Raw genomic sequence first — 13,729 nt, forward strand, 5'->3', positions numbered from 1 at the left:
AAAAAATCTTCTTCATGCAAAAACTACGCGCACTTATGAGGCAATTACGTTTACGCTGGTGGATCCCCGCCTCCGCCTGTGTGGTGATGCTCGTTAGCGCATTTTCCTTTTTACCTGCTGCCGACGACTGGACCGACCGTATTGTAGAAGCCCTGCAAGCGTTTGATAGCCGTTACCCGCAGGAAAAAGTGTACCTGCACCTGGATAAAGATTATTATGCCGCCGGCGAAACCATATGGTTCAAAGCCTATATTACCCTGCAGGGCCTGCCGGACACCCGCGCCACCAACCTGTATGTGGAGCTGGTAGACAAGAACGGCGCCATTGTACAAAAACGGATGTTTGCTGCCGGCAACGCCGGCGCGGCCGGTAATATGGACCTCCCCGAAACCCAAAAGCCAGGCATGTACCAGCTGCGTGCCTACACCGCCTGGATGCTGAACTTTGACCATGCTTTCCTGTATTCCCGCAATATAGAAGTATTTGACCCGCAGAAGCGGAACAGCCCTCCTACCCGCGACAGCAGCGCAGTAACGGCTTTCTCCGTACAGTTCTTCCCGGAAGGCGGGGATATGATCATTAATCAAAACAACGTAATTGCCTTTAAAGCCATTGATAACAACGGCTTTCCCATAGGCGTTGCCGGTAGTGTGCTAAACAGCAAGGGCGCCAAAGTAGCCGCCCTGGAAACCATGCATGACGGCATGGGCCAGTTTCAGCTGCAGCCCACCAACGCAAATGAAACCTACAAGGCCGAAATAACCGCCGCCAACGGCTTAAAGAAAACCTTTGACCTGCCGGCCGTTAAAACCACCGGCGCAGGCCTTAAGGTGTACAACCGGGGCGCGCGCATATTTTACCAGGCCATGATAGCCAACCTGGCCGATACTGCGTATGACGACCTGCTGCTGTTAGGGCAGATCAATAACCAGCTGGTGTACAAAGCGCCGCTGAAAGTATCTGACGGCCGTATCAGCGGCTTTGTGCCCACAGAATCTATGCCCTCCGGTATTATACAGCTTACGCTGTTCAGCAAAAGCGGACAGCCGCTGTCGGAGCGCCTGGCTTTTATCCGGCATAACGAGTTCCTGCCCCTGCAGCTGCAGCAGCCCAACTTTAACAGTGAGGAAAGGGCGCCCAACAGCATTGTGCTGAAGGTGCCGGAGTCCATGGAAAGCATTACATCCGTTGCCATAACCGATGCCGACCTGGCGGTAAAAAGCAATGATGAAAATAACATCGTATCTAACCTGCTGCTCACCTCAGACCTGAAAGGGTATATCCATAACCCTGCCTGGTACTTCCAGGACACCGCCAGGGCGCGCCTGCAGGCGCTGGACCTGGTAATGCTCACCAATGGCTGGCGGCGTTTCAGCTGGGAAAAGATACTGAACAAACAATACCCTGATACCCGTTATCCCTACGAGCAGGGCATCCTGCTCAAAGGCACTGCCTTTACCAACAACGGCCGCTACCAGCTGGCCAATGGCAAGGTAGATTTCATTATTAAGCAGGTTACGGACAGCTCCACTTCTATTGTATCGGCCCCCACCAACGGCATGGGTGAGTTTACCGTAACCGGCCTGTCGTTCCTGGACACCGCGCTTGTATACTACAAGGGCAACGACCAGCAGGACCGCTGGAAAGATGTAACCGTAAAGTTCAACACGCACTTTTTCGAGAACAGCGTGCCGGTTACAGATCCCTTTCCGCTGCGGGTGCCGCCGGCCATTGATTACAATACCCTCAAAAACTATCTTTCCACCGCATATGACCACAACCGCGTAAACCGCTCCATTAACAGCCGGGCCATCCTGCTGAAAGAGGTGAACATCCGCGAGCGGAAAATTTCCAAGGAAGAGTCGCTGGATAAAAAATATGCCTCCGGCCTGTTTGCAGGCGGCGATGGTTATACGTTTGACCTGACCAAGGAAACAAATGCCTACACGAACATTTTCCAGTACCTGCAATCGCGCGTAGCCGGCCTGCAGATAACCGGTAACCTGAACGATCCCAGCCTTTCCTGGCGCGGCGGCCGTCCTTCATTGTACCTGAATGAAATGCCTACCGACGCCAGTATGCTCAGCAGCCTGCCGGTTACGGATATAGCCATGGTAAAGGTATTCCGCCCGCCTTTCATGGGCGGCTTTGGCGGAGGCGCCAACGGGGCCATTGCCATATACACCAAAAAAGGCGGCGAAGGCGGCGACAATACCGTACGGGGTTTTGAGCTGTACCGCAAGCCCGGTTATGCCGTGGTAAAACACTTCTACTCCCCGGACTATGCCGTGCATGACGACAGGCATGCGCTGGCCGATAAACGCATTACCCTGTACTGGAACCCGGATGTGCCGGTAGATACCGCTACGCACACCGCCACCATCCGGTTCTATAACAATGACTTTTCAAAACATTTTCGTGTAGTGGCGGAAGGTATAGGGGCCGACGGCTCCGTAGGCCATGTGGAGCAGGTGTATTAATACGGAAGTAAAAATAACTGTGCATGCAACAAGCGCCCTCTATTGCGATAGACATGGACGAAACCATTGCCGATCCTATTACAAAAGCAAGGGAATGGTATTACCGCGATTATGGTAAAGTATTTTCAGAAGAAGAACTGTGGGGAAGAACCCTTTCAGAAGCCCTGCCCATAGACCATAAAGGCAAAGTGCTGGAATACCTGAATACACCCGGCTTTTTCCGTGACCTGCCGGTGTTTCCCAATGCGCAGCGGGTGCTGGAAGAGCTGAATAAAAAATACCGCGTGTACATTGTATCAGGGGCAATGGAGTTTCCCAACTCCCTGAAAGATAAGTACGACTGGCTGATGGAACACTTCCCCTTTCTTACCTGGCGGCAGTTTTGCCTTTGCGGAGATAAAAGCCTGGTGCAAACAGACATTATGATTGATGACCTGATACGGAACTTCACCAACTTCAGGGGTAAGCCTTACCTGTTCACCGGCCATCATAATGTGTACATAACCGGTTATGAACGTATATTAAACTGGGAAGATGCAGCTGCAAAGCTGTTATAACTTCCGATTTCATTCATAGCATTATGCGGATGTTCACACGCTTACTGATAGCCGGTATCTGCGCCTGGCTTTTTTATGGCATGCCGGCAACAGCGCAAAAGCTGCGGCCCGGGTTTGATCCCAAAGAATATGAGCAGCTGTTACGTATTACGGCCCTGCAGGCCGATACGCCATGGACCAAAGTAGTGGTGCCGCACCCCGAGAACTGCCGGCTTGTATACCGTTCACCGGTAACAGGTATGGAAAACCGCTGGGACCTGTGGCTGTGGAGCGATGAAACCGCCATCATCAGCATACGCGGCACCAATGGCACCGCTGCTTCGTGGCTGGAGAACTTTTATGCCGGTATGATACCTGCCACCGGCGCCCTGCACCTGAACGACAGCACCGATTTTCATTATAAGCTGGCGAAAGACAGCGGCGCCTATGTACATGCAGGATGGACACTGGGCATGGCCTCACTGGCGCCGGATATAGTAGCGCATATAAAAGAGTATTACCGTAAAGGCATACACGCATTTATTATTATGGGACATAGCCAGGGCGGCGCCATCGCTTTCCTGCTCCGCTCGTACCTGCAGTACCTGGATGATTCTGCATTTCCCAAAGACATTGTAATAAAAACCTACTGCAGCGCTGCTCCCAAGCCCGGCAACCTTAACTATGCGTATGATTACGATTTCATTACCCGCGGCGGCTGGGGCTTTCGTGTAATAAACCCGCGCGACTGGGTGCCGGAAACACCTTTTTCCCTGCAAACCACGAACGACTACCCGGCGGTAAATCCCTTCCGCAATGTAAAGAAGGCGTTGCGCAAGCAAAAGTTCTTTATACGCCTGGCAGTAAGCTATATGTACGGCCGCCTTGACCGGTCTACTAAACGCGCCAGCCGCCGCATGCAGCGCATACTGGGCAAAATGGCTTACAAGCAGGTGCGCAAAACCGTAAAAGGCTATGCCCGCCCCGATTTTGTGAACAGCCATAACTATATGCCTGCCGGTACGCCCGTTATCCTGTACCCGCAGCCCGGCTACGATGAAAAATTCCCGTTTGACGGTAAGAACATGTTCGTGCACCACATGTTTGCGCCTTATGTGTACCTGTTAAAGCAAAACTACAAGCTGGATGAATAAGGCATAAAAAAAATGACCGGCTACCGCATGGGTAGCCAGCCATTGATAAAAACAAAACAAACAATCAATCCGCCTTTATTGGTTATTTCCGCCGCGGAATCTGCCACCGCCAGGACGGCCATTACCCCGGTTCTTCCTCATGGTTTCCAGCTCCTCCGTGTACTTTTTGTACTGGTCGTCGGTAAGGAAACCTTTCACTTTAGCATCGCGGTCATCCATCAGCTTTTTAAAAGCGTCACGGTCGGGGCGTGTGCCGTTGGCGCGGGCGTCTGCACGCAGCTTGTCCATTCCTTTGTAAAAATCCGTGTAAGCATCGCTTAACTTTGTTTTCTGATCATCCTTTAGGGACAGCTCAGGCGCTAATTTGTCAACGGTTTGCTTCACTCTCTCTTCCACAGTGCGGCGCTGAAAATTACCCTGCGCATTTGTGGTAACATGGCCGGCAAATAAAAGGGCCAACATTAACAGAATCCTGTTCTTCATAATGGTACGATTTATATTGTATAAAAATGACGGTGCCAGTATCTACAGTGCGGGATAAAGGTTAACGGCGGGGGATGCGCAGGTGCATACTATCACGGCGGAACGGGGCCGACATGCGGTAAATAACCTGGTGCACAAGTGTATCAAAGCCGGGCCGCTGGGCAGGTGTGCATAAGCCGCGCACCTGCTGAAAATGGCGGAATGTTTGCAGGTCAATGGCCTGCTGCTTTTGCCCGATAACAGCTGCGGCCCGGTTCAGCGTGGAGTCGGCCACGTCCGGTACATACAGCAGGCGGTAAAAGCTGTCTTTGGCGTTCCGCATCTCTGCCAGCAGCGGTTTCATTTTTGTCCAGTGCTGCTCACGCAGCTGCAGGTAAGCGTTCAGCTGTTGTTTGGAAAAACCTGCTTTCTTCTCCAGTATCTCTACTAATCCCCGCCGGCCTTTCAGGTCGCGCCCAAAGCGGTTGTTAGCTGGTTTCAGGTTCAGGAAAAGCACCAGCATACCAATGTTTGTAAACAGCAGTACGCCCAGCATGATCAGTAATACCTTGTTTTTCGCAATTGCCATTGGCTGTTGTTTATAGTTAACCGTTACTGTTCTCCCCTGTCATCATCATACACGGTAGGCACCTGCAGCCTGTACTCGTCTGCAAAAGCCTGCAGTGAGGCCTGGTCCGTACCGGACGTTGATTTTTCAAACTGCCGTATCACAATAATGCTGTTCAGCAGCAGTATGATGCACAAGCCTATGATGGCAATGGAAGGGCGGGCAATCCACCCGGTGGCGCGCTCCCAGGCACTGCTGCCCTTTTGCTGCAGCCGCGCCTGTAAGCGGGTAAAAAAGAATTCACCTGCCGTGGCCCTGCCGGCACCATCCAGGCTGTTTAATGCAGCCTCAATCTCTTGCTGATGACGTTTCGTTTTCACGGTTTTGTTACTATTTAATTAGACGATCTTTTTTCAAAAAACCTTCGCTATTCCGCGGAATAATATTTTCCCAGCAGCTTGCGCAGGTTGTTCCTCGCGCGGTGCATAAGGCCTTCCACCGTAGCGGGGCTCATATGCATTACCTCACTGATTTCTTTGGCAGGCAAGCCTTCCAGCTTGCTCAGCACAAACACGGCCTTTTGCCGGTCCGGCAGCTGATCCAGCGCCTTAAACAGCACTGCGGCCCGCTCTTTATTATCCAGCTGCACGCCGGGGTGGTGAAAGTCCGGCGCAGCGTTAACCGGTTCATCTTTTTCCCCAAACAGGCTGTATACGCGGCCCCAGCGTTTTTTGCGGTTACGCTTTTTTACATGGTCCAGCGCTTTGGTAACTGCAATACGATACAACCAGGTAGAAAGCTTTGCATCTCCCCTGAATGAACCGATGGATTGATATACCTGTACAAATACCTCCTGCGCTACGTCTTCCGCATCCGCCTCATGCTGAATGATACCCAGCACGGTGTTGTAAACCATATCTTTCCAGGTTTCCACCAACTGCCTGAAAGCCGCTTCATCTTTGTTTTTCAGCGCTTCCGTTAAATACTGATCAGTGAACCTGTTCAAGTTGCTCAATTGATGATAGATAGAATGAAGCTGTTGTTACGCCATTAAGGCATACCTGGCCCGCCGGGTCCCATAGGCCTTCCGCCGCCACCGCCGGGAGGCCGCATGAACATGCCGTTAGGACGGCGCATCATATCACGCTCCGGCTCATCCTCTGGGGTTTTGGCGCTTTTGTAATTCTTTATCTTATAAGTAAATGTAAGCATAAAGTACTGTTTCAGCACCTGTGATTGCACGTCCTCAACATAAGTTTCCGTAGGCGTACGGGTAATGCTGCGGTTCTGGTTCAGCAGGTCGAAAATAGTAGCCCGCACCTCTGCCCGCTGCGACTTCAGGAACTTTTTACCTGCGCTGATATTCCATAACCAGTACTGCTGGTTAAAGCCGTCTGTTAACCCGCTGTACAGCTGGTTGGTAAGATCGCTGTTGAACAGCCAGCCGTTCTTTGACAATAAGTTCAGCCGGAACGAAGCGGCGTGTGAAAAATAAGTATTGTTCAGCGTAGGCTGTATGCTGTTTTTCAGGTCATTGAAGTTAGCGGAGTACGACAGCGTAAAATCCACATACTCGCTGATATTGCTGGAAAGCACCAGGCCCACGTTATAGTTGTAGCTGTTAGACAGGTTGGTTATGTTGTTGATGATACCCGGCGTGCGCGTGTAGGTAAAACCCGCGTTCCAGTTCATGTTGGTTTTAATAGGCTGTATGGGCATGCCGAAGGTCAGGAAAGAGCGTGCGCTCCAGTAACCGTTCATGTTCACCGGTTTGGCCAGCTGTGAGCCTTTGAATAGTATAACCGTAGGCGTTAGCACAGAATCTTTGGTGGCAATGTAGGTGGCATTGGTCACATAATCCTGGGTGTTCTGTAAAAACACGTTGGCAAAAAAGCTGAAGCCTTTATCGGGCCGGGTAAAGCTGTACCGGGATATTAACAGGTTGGAATACTGCTGCTGCAGCTCCTCATTACCGGTGGATATGAACAGCGGATTGCTGTTGTTGATCACATTCTGCAGCTGGCCAACGGAAGGCTCATTTACAGACGACCGGAAGAACATGCGCAGCGTGCTGTTGCTGTTAAACTTATACCGCAGCATGGCATTGGGCAGCAGGTTGCTGAAAGTGCGGTGCACGGTGGTTACCAGCGGAAAAGTTTGATTGCTGTTCAGCTCCGAATACTGGTAAGACACGCCGAAAGCCAGCATTTTGTCGCGGTTGCCCACGCGGTAGGTTAACCCCGCGTTTTGCGTATTGTACGTATTATCAAACACGTTAGACAGGCTGGTGTCCGGCAAAACATACTTGCCTGTGAACTCATCAAAGTGGAAAGTTTCCTGGTCGGCGTTGTTCTTTGACCACGACGGGCTATAGTTCACCTGCAGCTGTCCGTGCTGGCCTACAGGCTCCGTGTACGCTAAGTTGGCAGAAAGCCGGTAGCCGTTATTATTGGGATTGGATTGCTGCAGGGTAGAGTCGTTTACACCGGCCTGGCCTTTGTAATAAGTGTTAAAGGCCTGCTGGTTGCGCTGCCCGTCCTTATCATTTGCGCTGATGTTCAGCCCCAGTGAAATGGTGCGGCCCCTTTTCCCGAAAGCATGGCGGTACAGGATGCCGTTGTTGGTATTGAACCCGCTGGTGTTGCTGGTTTGCTGGTTATCGGAGCGGCTTACCAGGTTGGTATCTGAATAGGAGTTTAACCCGTTGGTTTGTGAAAACGCATCATACTTCTGGAAGCTGATGCCGGGCGTAAATATCAGCATGTTGGCCGAGTCGATCTTGTACTCCACGCGCAGGTTAATACGGTGGTTATAGTTGGTGTTATTTGTGATCTGTGTTTCATCGTAAAACAGGCTGCTGTCGCCGGCAAGGTAGGTTTGCCGGTTAGTGAGCTGGTTATTGCTGTTATTGGTGTTGTTAAAAAAGTAGCTGCCGTTCACCGTTACCTTTTTGCCCCATTGATCGGAAAAGTTGATACCAATTGAGTTGGTTTTGGTAATCCCGTCCTGCGAGCCTACCAGGAAGTTGCCTGCATTGCCGCCGCCACGGGCGCCACCGCCCCTGCCGCCTCCGCCGCCACGGCCACGGCTGCCGCTGGCATTGCCTACCACACCTAAGAGGTCCTGGGTGGCAAAGTTCTGCTGGTTAATGTTATTGGTGAGCCCTATCACTGAAATGCGGCGGTCGCCGTTAAAAAGGCTTACGTTGCCGCCCGCCATGTAACGGTCGTCGGTACCGTAGCCGGCAGATATTTTGCCGAACTGCGAGTTACGCATTTGCCCGCGCGTAACAATATTCAGTGTTTTGTAAGAGTTGCCGTCATCAAACCCGGTAAACTGCGCCTGGTCGCTCATGCGGTCAAACACCTCTATTTTATCAATTACTTCAGACGGCAGGTTGCGCAGGGCCAGGGTGGCATCTTCCCCAAAATATTCCTTACCGTCCAACAATACTTTTTTTACATCTTCCCCCTGCGCTTTTACACTGCCGTTCTCCACGGTAATGCCCGGCATTTTTTTCACCAGGTCTTCAGCGGTAGCGTCGGGATTGGTTTTATATGCGCTGGCATTGTATTGCAGGGTATCGCCCTTTTGCTGCACCGGCGGTACAATGGCTTCTACAGTTACGCCTTTCAGCGTGGTAGCGCCGCGGTTCAGGTACAGCACGCCCAGGTTCTGCGTACCCTCACTAAGGGTAATGGTACGGTTTACATTCTTATATCCCAGGTAGGTAACGGACATATTATATGCCTGGGCTTTAAGATGGGGTATGCTAAAGGTACCGGTAACATCTGTAACGCCGCCTGCCACCTGTGTGGAGTCTTTTACGGCCGTTAGCTTTACCGTGGCGCCGGGTATGGGAAACTGTTCTTTCCTGTCTTTCAGTACGCCTTTTAGCTGCAGCTCCTGTGCAAGCGCGGTTTGCGTTACAGCAAGTATTAAAAAAAGTGCCGGCAAGGCAATGCGTTGTATCATTGTATGCATTGAAATGATTATACCTCATTGGACGACAAAGCAAGCCGGAACCTTTGCTCTAATTGAAAAAAATTTAGCCGTGCATAAGCGGGCATTGGGAGTTAAAAAAGGCGGTTTCGTCGGGCAAAAAATTCCAGGGTGTTTAACGTCGTATTAACGAATAAGGAATTTTTAAGGTTTATGTTTGCCATATACATAACAATTATTTAATGCCATTGTATCAACCAAAGTTTTTCGCAGCATAGTTGCTCTTCCCGCAAGGGAAGGGGAACAACATCAATCAGGGCGCAAAAAAGGGGTACCGTTATCGGTACCCCTTATTTTACACTCAACTATAACACTGTTATTGCTATTCATGCTGCAACGGCTTTCAGCCGTAACAGCGCTTCATCACCAGCCGGCTAGTCTTTCAGCTTGTGCAAAAAGGAAGAGAGCTTGAACAGCAGCTCATCCTGCAGGCCGGCGCGCAGCTTGGCTTCTTCATCTGTTACACCCAGGCGGCGCAGGCGCTGGTAATTTACATAGGAACCGCCGATCAGCTCCAGGCACTCCTGTATCTTTTCCTTGATTTCCAGCTCACGGGCGCGTTTGTCGAACTCTTTTTTGGTCAATATCTTTTCCACGAAATAAAAGTTCTCCTTATCCTCTATCCAGTCGCCCCCTTCGCGGTGCTGCGGCTTATATACTTCCAGGTAGCAGGCATCCAGGCGCAGCAGCTTTCCAAAGGCAGTACGTATATCTATTACCGTTGGTTTCTCTGCCGCAGGGCCGGCCAGCTTCTTTTTAAGGTAACGGCTAATGGCCGCGCCCATTTCACCGCTGCTGGTCAATACCTGGTTCAGCTCAGAAAATTCAAGACCTATGCTCAGGCGGTTGTAGCGGTTGCCGGTACGGATTTTACCAAACAGGCAGGGATTGCCGTTTTTGTCAAACACAATTTCCTCTACCTGCATTTTACTGATTGTGCGGTAGTTGGGCAGGTAGCCTTCTTCTGCAGGCCGGGCTCTTTTAACCGGGGCCTTTACTGTTGACTGGCGGAGGTTGAATTGTACAAAGTCATCTACAAAGCGCAGCTGCTGTTTTTTAAGTTTGGTATACAGCTCATGCCCAGTATAGTTTTGAATGCCGCTTAACAGCGCCAGCTCACCCCAGCTGTCGAAATGCTGCGCTTTTTTCAGCTCTTCCAGCACATCTGCCGGGGCCATATTACGATGGTACAACAGCTCCGCCACCAGGAAAATAGCATAGGTATGCGCCGCATACCCCAGCTCCGGCAGCACATCATACGGACTGCGCTTTTGCTCCCGCGCGTGCCCCAACACTTCAACATCTGACATAACGGGTGATAATAAATATGTTCTGGCTGCGGAACGCAGCTTTTTACTTACATAATTCAACAAGTGATCTGTAACCTGTCCGTGATTTACAAAATCATGCAGGATCTGTACAAAGCGTTTGGAGGCGGGCAGCCCGAACTGCGAAAGGATGTCGTTCTCCATATCTCCCACATCTTCCTTCGCCGGTTGGGCCCGGTCCAGCTGCTGGTAACGGTGATAATATTCCTGCAATTTCAGTTTTAGCTGATCCATATATCTATATTATTTAAATTTTTCGTCATACCATCCCCGGCCAACGGCAATATATATGCACGTGCAGCCAGTCGTACCTGATTTATAATCAGTGGATTATAGGCAATGGGTTAGTAAGCAGTGAGGGTGAAATTAATAGAAAAGCCCAGCCATGCCGCCGAGCCAGTAAGTAGATTTTGCGAAGTGCAAATATAAGCAATTCCGGGGGAACCGCCAAGGCGCGGAGCTATTTAACAGGATGTTGTATTTTTGACGCATGACCGCCCAGCAACCTGTTATATATACCAGCGGCGCCTACGCGGGGCAAAAAGTGAAAGCCATACACTTTGGCCCTGTTATTACCACGGAAACCGTTTTTCCGGATGGACTATCCTCCCAATGGCATTACCATTCCAACCCGCACTTTTCGCACATTCTTTCGGGCGGCAGCAAGGAGGTACGCAAAAACGGCTCGCAGCTGCAGGCAGCCGGTACCGGGCTATACTATTACCCCGGCATTGCGCACCGCAACCTGGACTACCGGGCCGGCACCCGCATTTTTAACATAGAGCTGGAGCCTGCTTTTTTTGAGCAGTACGGATTTCAGGCTCCCACTGCCGCCTTTATGGAAAAGGACAGTATGGAGCTGAATGCCGCCGGGCTGGTAAAGCTGCTGAAAGAGCATTACCGGCATGATGCAGACTCCCCTATTGCCATACACCAGCTATGTATACAGCTGATGCAAACCGGGGCGCCCGGTGAAAAATACTTCCCGGAATGGACGGAAAAAATCAAGACCGTGCTGTATGACCAGTGGGATGCCCCGCTTACACTGGATATGCTGGCGGAACAGCTGCAGCTGCACCCGGTTACCATTTCCAAACATTTTTCCAGGTACTTTCACTGCAACCTGGGCGAGTACCGCCGGCGGCTGAAAGTAGAGCGGGCCCTGTCGCTCATACGCACCACTCCCCTTTCCCTCACTGAAATTGCCTACAGCTGCGGCTTTGCAGACCAGGCCCATTTTACCAAAACCTTTTACCAGGTAACCGGCCTGCTGCCCGGGCAGTATAAAAAACTGTAATTCCCTCTTTTTCCCTACAGGCTAATTGCATACAATTTCCGGCAGCCGGACTGCTTTTATTTTGCAGTACCATTTAACCAATAACCGCCAGCAACGTGCAACATGCGCTTATAAGGCCGGTACAACCGCAGGATAATGTACAAATGGCCGCCATCATTCAACAGGTGCTCAAAGAGTTTAATGCCAATAAGCCCGGTACTGCCTACTTTGATAACAGTACACATGACGTGTACAACTCCTTCCGCAACCCGGCAGCGGGCTACTGGGTCATTAGCGCTCAAGGGCATATATGGGGTGGTGGCGGCATTTATCCTACGGAAGGACTGCCTTCCGGTTATTGCGAGCTGGTAAAGCTGTACCTGCTGCCGCCTGCCCGCGGCCGTGGATGGGGCAGGCAGCTGATAGCGCAATGCCTGCAGGCCGCTGCTCAAAAGGGCTACACGCACGTATACCTGGAAACCATGCCCGAATTGCACACTGCCATTCCGCTATATGAAAGAACGGGATTTACCTATTTACCTGCGCCATTGGGACAATCGGGGCATTACGGCTGTAATGTGTGGATGGTAAAAGCACTTTAACTGTACTGATTATATGCAATATTTACGCAAGGCCATGCTGCTGCTACTGGCAGTAACAGCCACGACCCGCGCTGCCGCCCAGGCCAACCTGCTGCATCAGTTATTTGAAAACTACCCTGCTGCGGCAGGGCGATATGCCGCTGAACATACTGGAGCGCTACCTGGATGAGTGGGCGGCGATGCAGATATGACCTATCATGAAACCCGCTTTTCAGCGAAAGCAGGCAGCCTGCACAGCTCCATCCTCAGCCAGGCAGCGGCCTGGTTTTGCAGGGAGCTGCCGGCCTGCCCCTGCACTACCTCCAGGCCCCACTTTTTACCGGCATACTCAAACAAGGGCCGGTTGCCGGAAATACGCCACAGCACATGCGGTTTGGTGCAGATCAGGAACTGGCAGTCCCAGGTAAGGAAAAAGGGCTGCCGTGCATGGTTGGCAAGCGCGCCTTCACCTGGGGGCGCCTGGGGCTCGTCTTCTTTTTTCTGCAGCGGTTCGGCAAACAGCCAGAACCAGATGTTCTGCAGCTCATGAATGTATTCAACCAGCCGTACTTTTTCATAGCCCGTGAGCTGTAATATATAACGGTTGTTACCGGCGGCTTTTAAAAATACCGGCATACCGCGGCATACTTTGGTCCAGTTATTAAAATCCTGCGGGCGCACCAGGTTAAAACCCAGCTTGGTAAGCCGGGGCGCCTGCAGGCGCAGGGGTTGCAGCTGCGTGCACAATGCCGTTAATATGGGATAGTGGTGCTCCGCTATGCGGATCACCTCCCGTCCCAGGGCATAATAATTACCTAACCGCACCTCCTCTAATTCGACTGCCATAGCGCAACTTTTTTATAAAACTAATATTTTTAGCAAAAACTAAAAATTGTGGGAGGGGGAAATGTGAGGAAGATGATATGAAAAGGATCGGGCAACGGTTTGCTGGCTGCATCAGAATGCTGTTATGGCAGTAAATTAATACCGACAGGGCCGTTGGTTGTATCTGGCGGATGTACTGGCCTGTTGCTGATACATATCCAAACTGTTTAAACTTTTTTCTTCCTGTATTTGGAAAATGGAAATGATTTCCCTTATCTTTGCAATCCCGAAAAAACAAATGGTGGCCATAGCTCAGTTGGTTAGAGCATTAGATTGTGGTTCTAAGGGTCGTGGGTTCGAGCCCCATTGGCCACCCAGGGGCTGACCAAAAAGGTCAGCCCTTTTCTTTTTGGAAGAGAAAGGGCTGATTAGTAATTTTAGATACCACTCAAAAATTACTATGGCAAAAATAAGCACTTCTCCTTTATTCAAGCAATATAATCAGCAACAAGCGCTA

General features: G+C 51.0%; 12 protein-coding genes and 1 tRNA gene. 6 read left to right on the forward strand and 7 right to left on the reverse strand.

Annotated features, from left to right (window positions below):
* Positions 1 to 35: 35 nt before the first annotated feature.
* The 3 genes from VFS25_RS01400 to VFS25_RS01410 are packed head-to-tail and all read left to right on the forward strand — an operon-like array spanning position 36 to position 4,170.
* Positions 36 to 2,480: an MG2 domain-containing protein gene (locus tag VFS25_RS01400; protein WP_326460323.1), complete on the forward strand. Its 2,445-nt coding sequence runs from the start codon at positions 36 to 38 to the stop codon at positions 2,478 to 2,480.
* A 23-nt stretch (positions 2,481 to 2,503) separates the two neighbouring features.
* Positions 2,504 to 3,037, forward strand: a complete 534-nt coding sequence (locus VFS25_RS01405) for a 5' nucleotidase, NT5C type (protein ID WP_326460324.1) — start codon at positions 2,504 to 2,506, stop codon at positions 3,035 to 3,037.
* Between the two features lie 29 nt (positions 3,038 to 3,066).
* Positions 3,067 to 4,170, forward strand: a complete 1,104-nt coding sequence (locus VFS25_RS01410; protein WP_326460325.1) for a lipase family protein — start codon at positions 3,067 to 3,069, stop codon at positions 4,168 to 4,170.
* Positions 4,171 to 4,245: 75 nt separating this feature from the next.
* On the opposite strand, the gene VFS25_RS01415 is transcribed toward VFS25_RS01410, so the two are convergent.
* The 6 genes from VFS25_RS01415 to VFS25_RS01440 form a co-directional block, all read right to left on the reverse strand.
* Complete coding sequence (locus VFS25_RS01415) at positions 4,246 to 4,653, reverse strand: hypothetical protein (RefSeq protein ID WP_326460326.1); 408 nt, start codon at positions 4,651 to 4,653, stop codon at positions 4,246 to 4,248.
* Positions 4,654 to 4,714: 61 nt separating this feature from the next.
* Positions 4,715 to 5,221, reverse strand: coding sequence for a hypothetical protein (locus VFS25_RS01420; protein WP_326460327.1), 507 nt, complete (start codon positions 5,219 to 5,221; stop codon positions 4,715 to 4,717).
* Positions 5,222 to 5,244: 23 nt separating this feature from the next.
* Positions 5,245 to 5,580, reverse strand: a complete 336-nt coding sequence (locus VFS25_RS01425) for a hypothetical protein (protein ID WP_326460328.1) — start codon at positions 5,578 to 5,580, stop codon at positions 5,245 to 5,247.
* Positions 5,581 to 5,627: 47 nt separating this feature from the next.
* On the reverse strand, positions 5,628 to 6,206 hold the full coding sequence (locus tag VFS25_RS01430; protein WP_326460329.1) for an RNA polymerase sigma factor: 579 nt from the start codon (positions 6,204 to 6,206) through the stop codon (positions 5,628 to 5,630).
* A gap of 44 nt (positions 6,207 to 6,250) precedes the next feature.
* The gene (locus VFS25_RS01435; RefSeq protein WP_326460330.1) at positions 6,251 to 9,175 is read right to left on the reverse strand and encodes an outer membrane beta-barrel protein; all 2,925 of its coding nucleotides are present in this window, start codon (positions 9,173 to 9,175) and stop codon (positions 6,251 to 6,253) included.
* Between the two features lie 401 nt (positions 9,176 to 9,576).
* The gene (locus VFS25_RS01440; RefSeq protein ID WP_326460331.1) at positions 9,577 to 10,764 is read right to left on the reverse strand and encodes a hypothetical protein; all 1,188 of its coding nucleotides are present in this window, start codon (positions 10,762 to 10,764) and stop codon (positions 9,577 to 9,579) included.
* A 256-nt stretch (positions 10,765 to 11,020) separates the two neighbouring features.
* Between VFS25_RS01440 and VFS25_RS01445 the strand changes: the two genes are divergently transcribed.
* Together VFS25_RS01445 and VFS25_RS01450 are read left to right on the forward strand one after the other, a co-directional pair.
* A complete protein-coding gene (locus VFS25_RS01445; protein WP_326460332.1) occupies positions 11,021 to 11,827 on the forward strand; it encodes a helix-turn-helix transcriptional regulator in 807 nt (268 codons plus the stop codon).
* Between the two features lie 95 nt (positions 11,828 to 11,922).
* Positions 11,923 to 12,408 (forward strand): GNAT family N-acetyltransferase, encoded by a 486-nt coding sequence (locus tag VFS25_RS01450; RefSeq protein WP_326460333.1) that lies wholly within the window; start codon positions 11,923 to 11,925, stop codon positions 12,406 to 12,408.
* 195 nt (positions 12,409 to 12,603) lie between these two features.
* Here the strand turns inward: VFS25_RS01450 and VFS25_RS01455 are convergent, their stop codons facing one another.
* Positions 12,604 to 13,233, reverse strand: a complete 630-nt coding sequence (locus VFS25_RS01455; RefSeq protein ID WP_326460334.1) for a hypothetical protein — start codon at positions 13,231 to 13,233, stop codon at positions 12,604 to 12,606.
* A 280-nt stretch (positions 13,234 to 13,513) separates the two neighbouring features.
* Between VFS25_RS01455 and VFS25_RS01460 the strand changes: the two genes are divergently transcribed.
* Positions 13,514 to 13,587, forward strand: a tRNA-His gene (locus VFS25_RS01460).
* The last annotated feature ends 142 nt before the right edge of the window (positions 13,588 to 13,729 follow it).

It is taken from the genome of Chitinophaga sp., from assembly GCF_035761305.1.
Lineage (GTDB): Bacteria > Bacteroidota > Bacteroidia > Chitinophagales > Chitinophagaceae > Chitinophaga.

What these genes read in the sequence shown, in the direction of transcription:
- VFS25_RS01400 (WP_326460323.1), top strand. Translation starts at nt 36, where the DNA reads ATGAGGCAATTACGTTTACGCTGGTGGATCCCCGCCTCCGCCTGTGTG.
- VFS25_RS01415 (WP_326460326.1), bottom strand. Translation starts at nt 4,653, where the DNA reads ATGAAGAACAGGATTCTGTTAATGTTGGCCCTTTTATTTGCCGGCCAT.
- VFS25_RS01440 (WP_326460331.1), bottom strand. Translation starts at nt 10,764, where the DNA reads ATGGATCAGCTAAAACTGAAATTGCAGGAATATTATCACCGTTACCAG.
- VFS25_RS01410 (WP_326460325.1), top strand. Translation starts at nt 3,067, where the DNA reads ATGTTCACACGCTTACTGATAGCCGGTATCTGCGCCTGGCTTTTTTAT.
- VFS25_RS01435 (WP_326460330.1), bottom strand. Translation starts at nt 9,175, where the DNA reads ATGATACAACGCATTGCCTTGCCGGCACTTTTTTTAATACTTGCTGTA.
- VFS25_RS01455 (WP_326460334.1), bottom strand. Translation starts at nt 13,233, where the DNA reads ATGGCAGTCGAATTAGAGGAGGTGCGGTTAGGTAATTATTATGCCCTG.
- VFS25_RS01420 (WP_326460327.1), bottom strand. Translation starts at nt 5,221, where the DNA reads ATGGCAATTGCGAAAAACAAGGTATTACTGATCATGCTGGGCGTACTG.
- VFS25_RS01405 (WP_326460324.1), top strand. Translation starts at nt 2,504, where the DNA reads ATGCAACAAGCGCCCTCTATTGCGATAGACATGGACGAAACCATTGCC.
- VFS25_RS01445 (WP_326460332.1), top strand. Translation starts at nt 11,021, where the DNA reads ATGACCGCCCAGCAACCTGTTATATATACCAGCGGCGCCTACGCGGGG.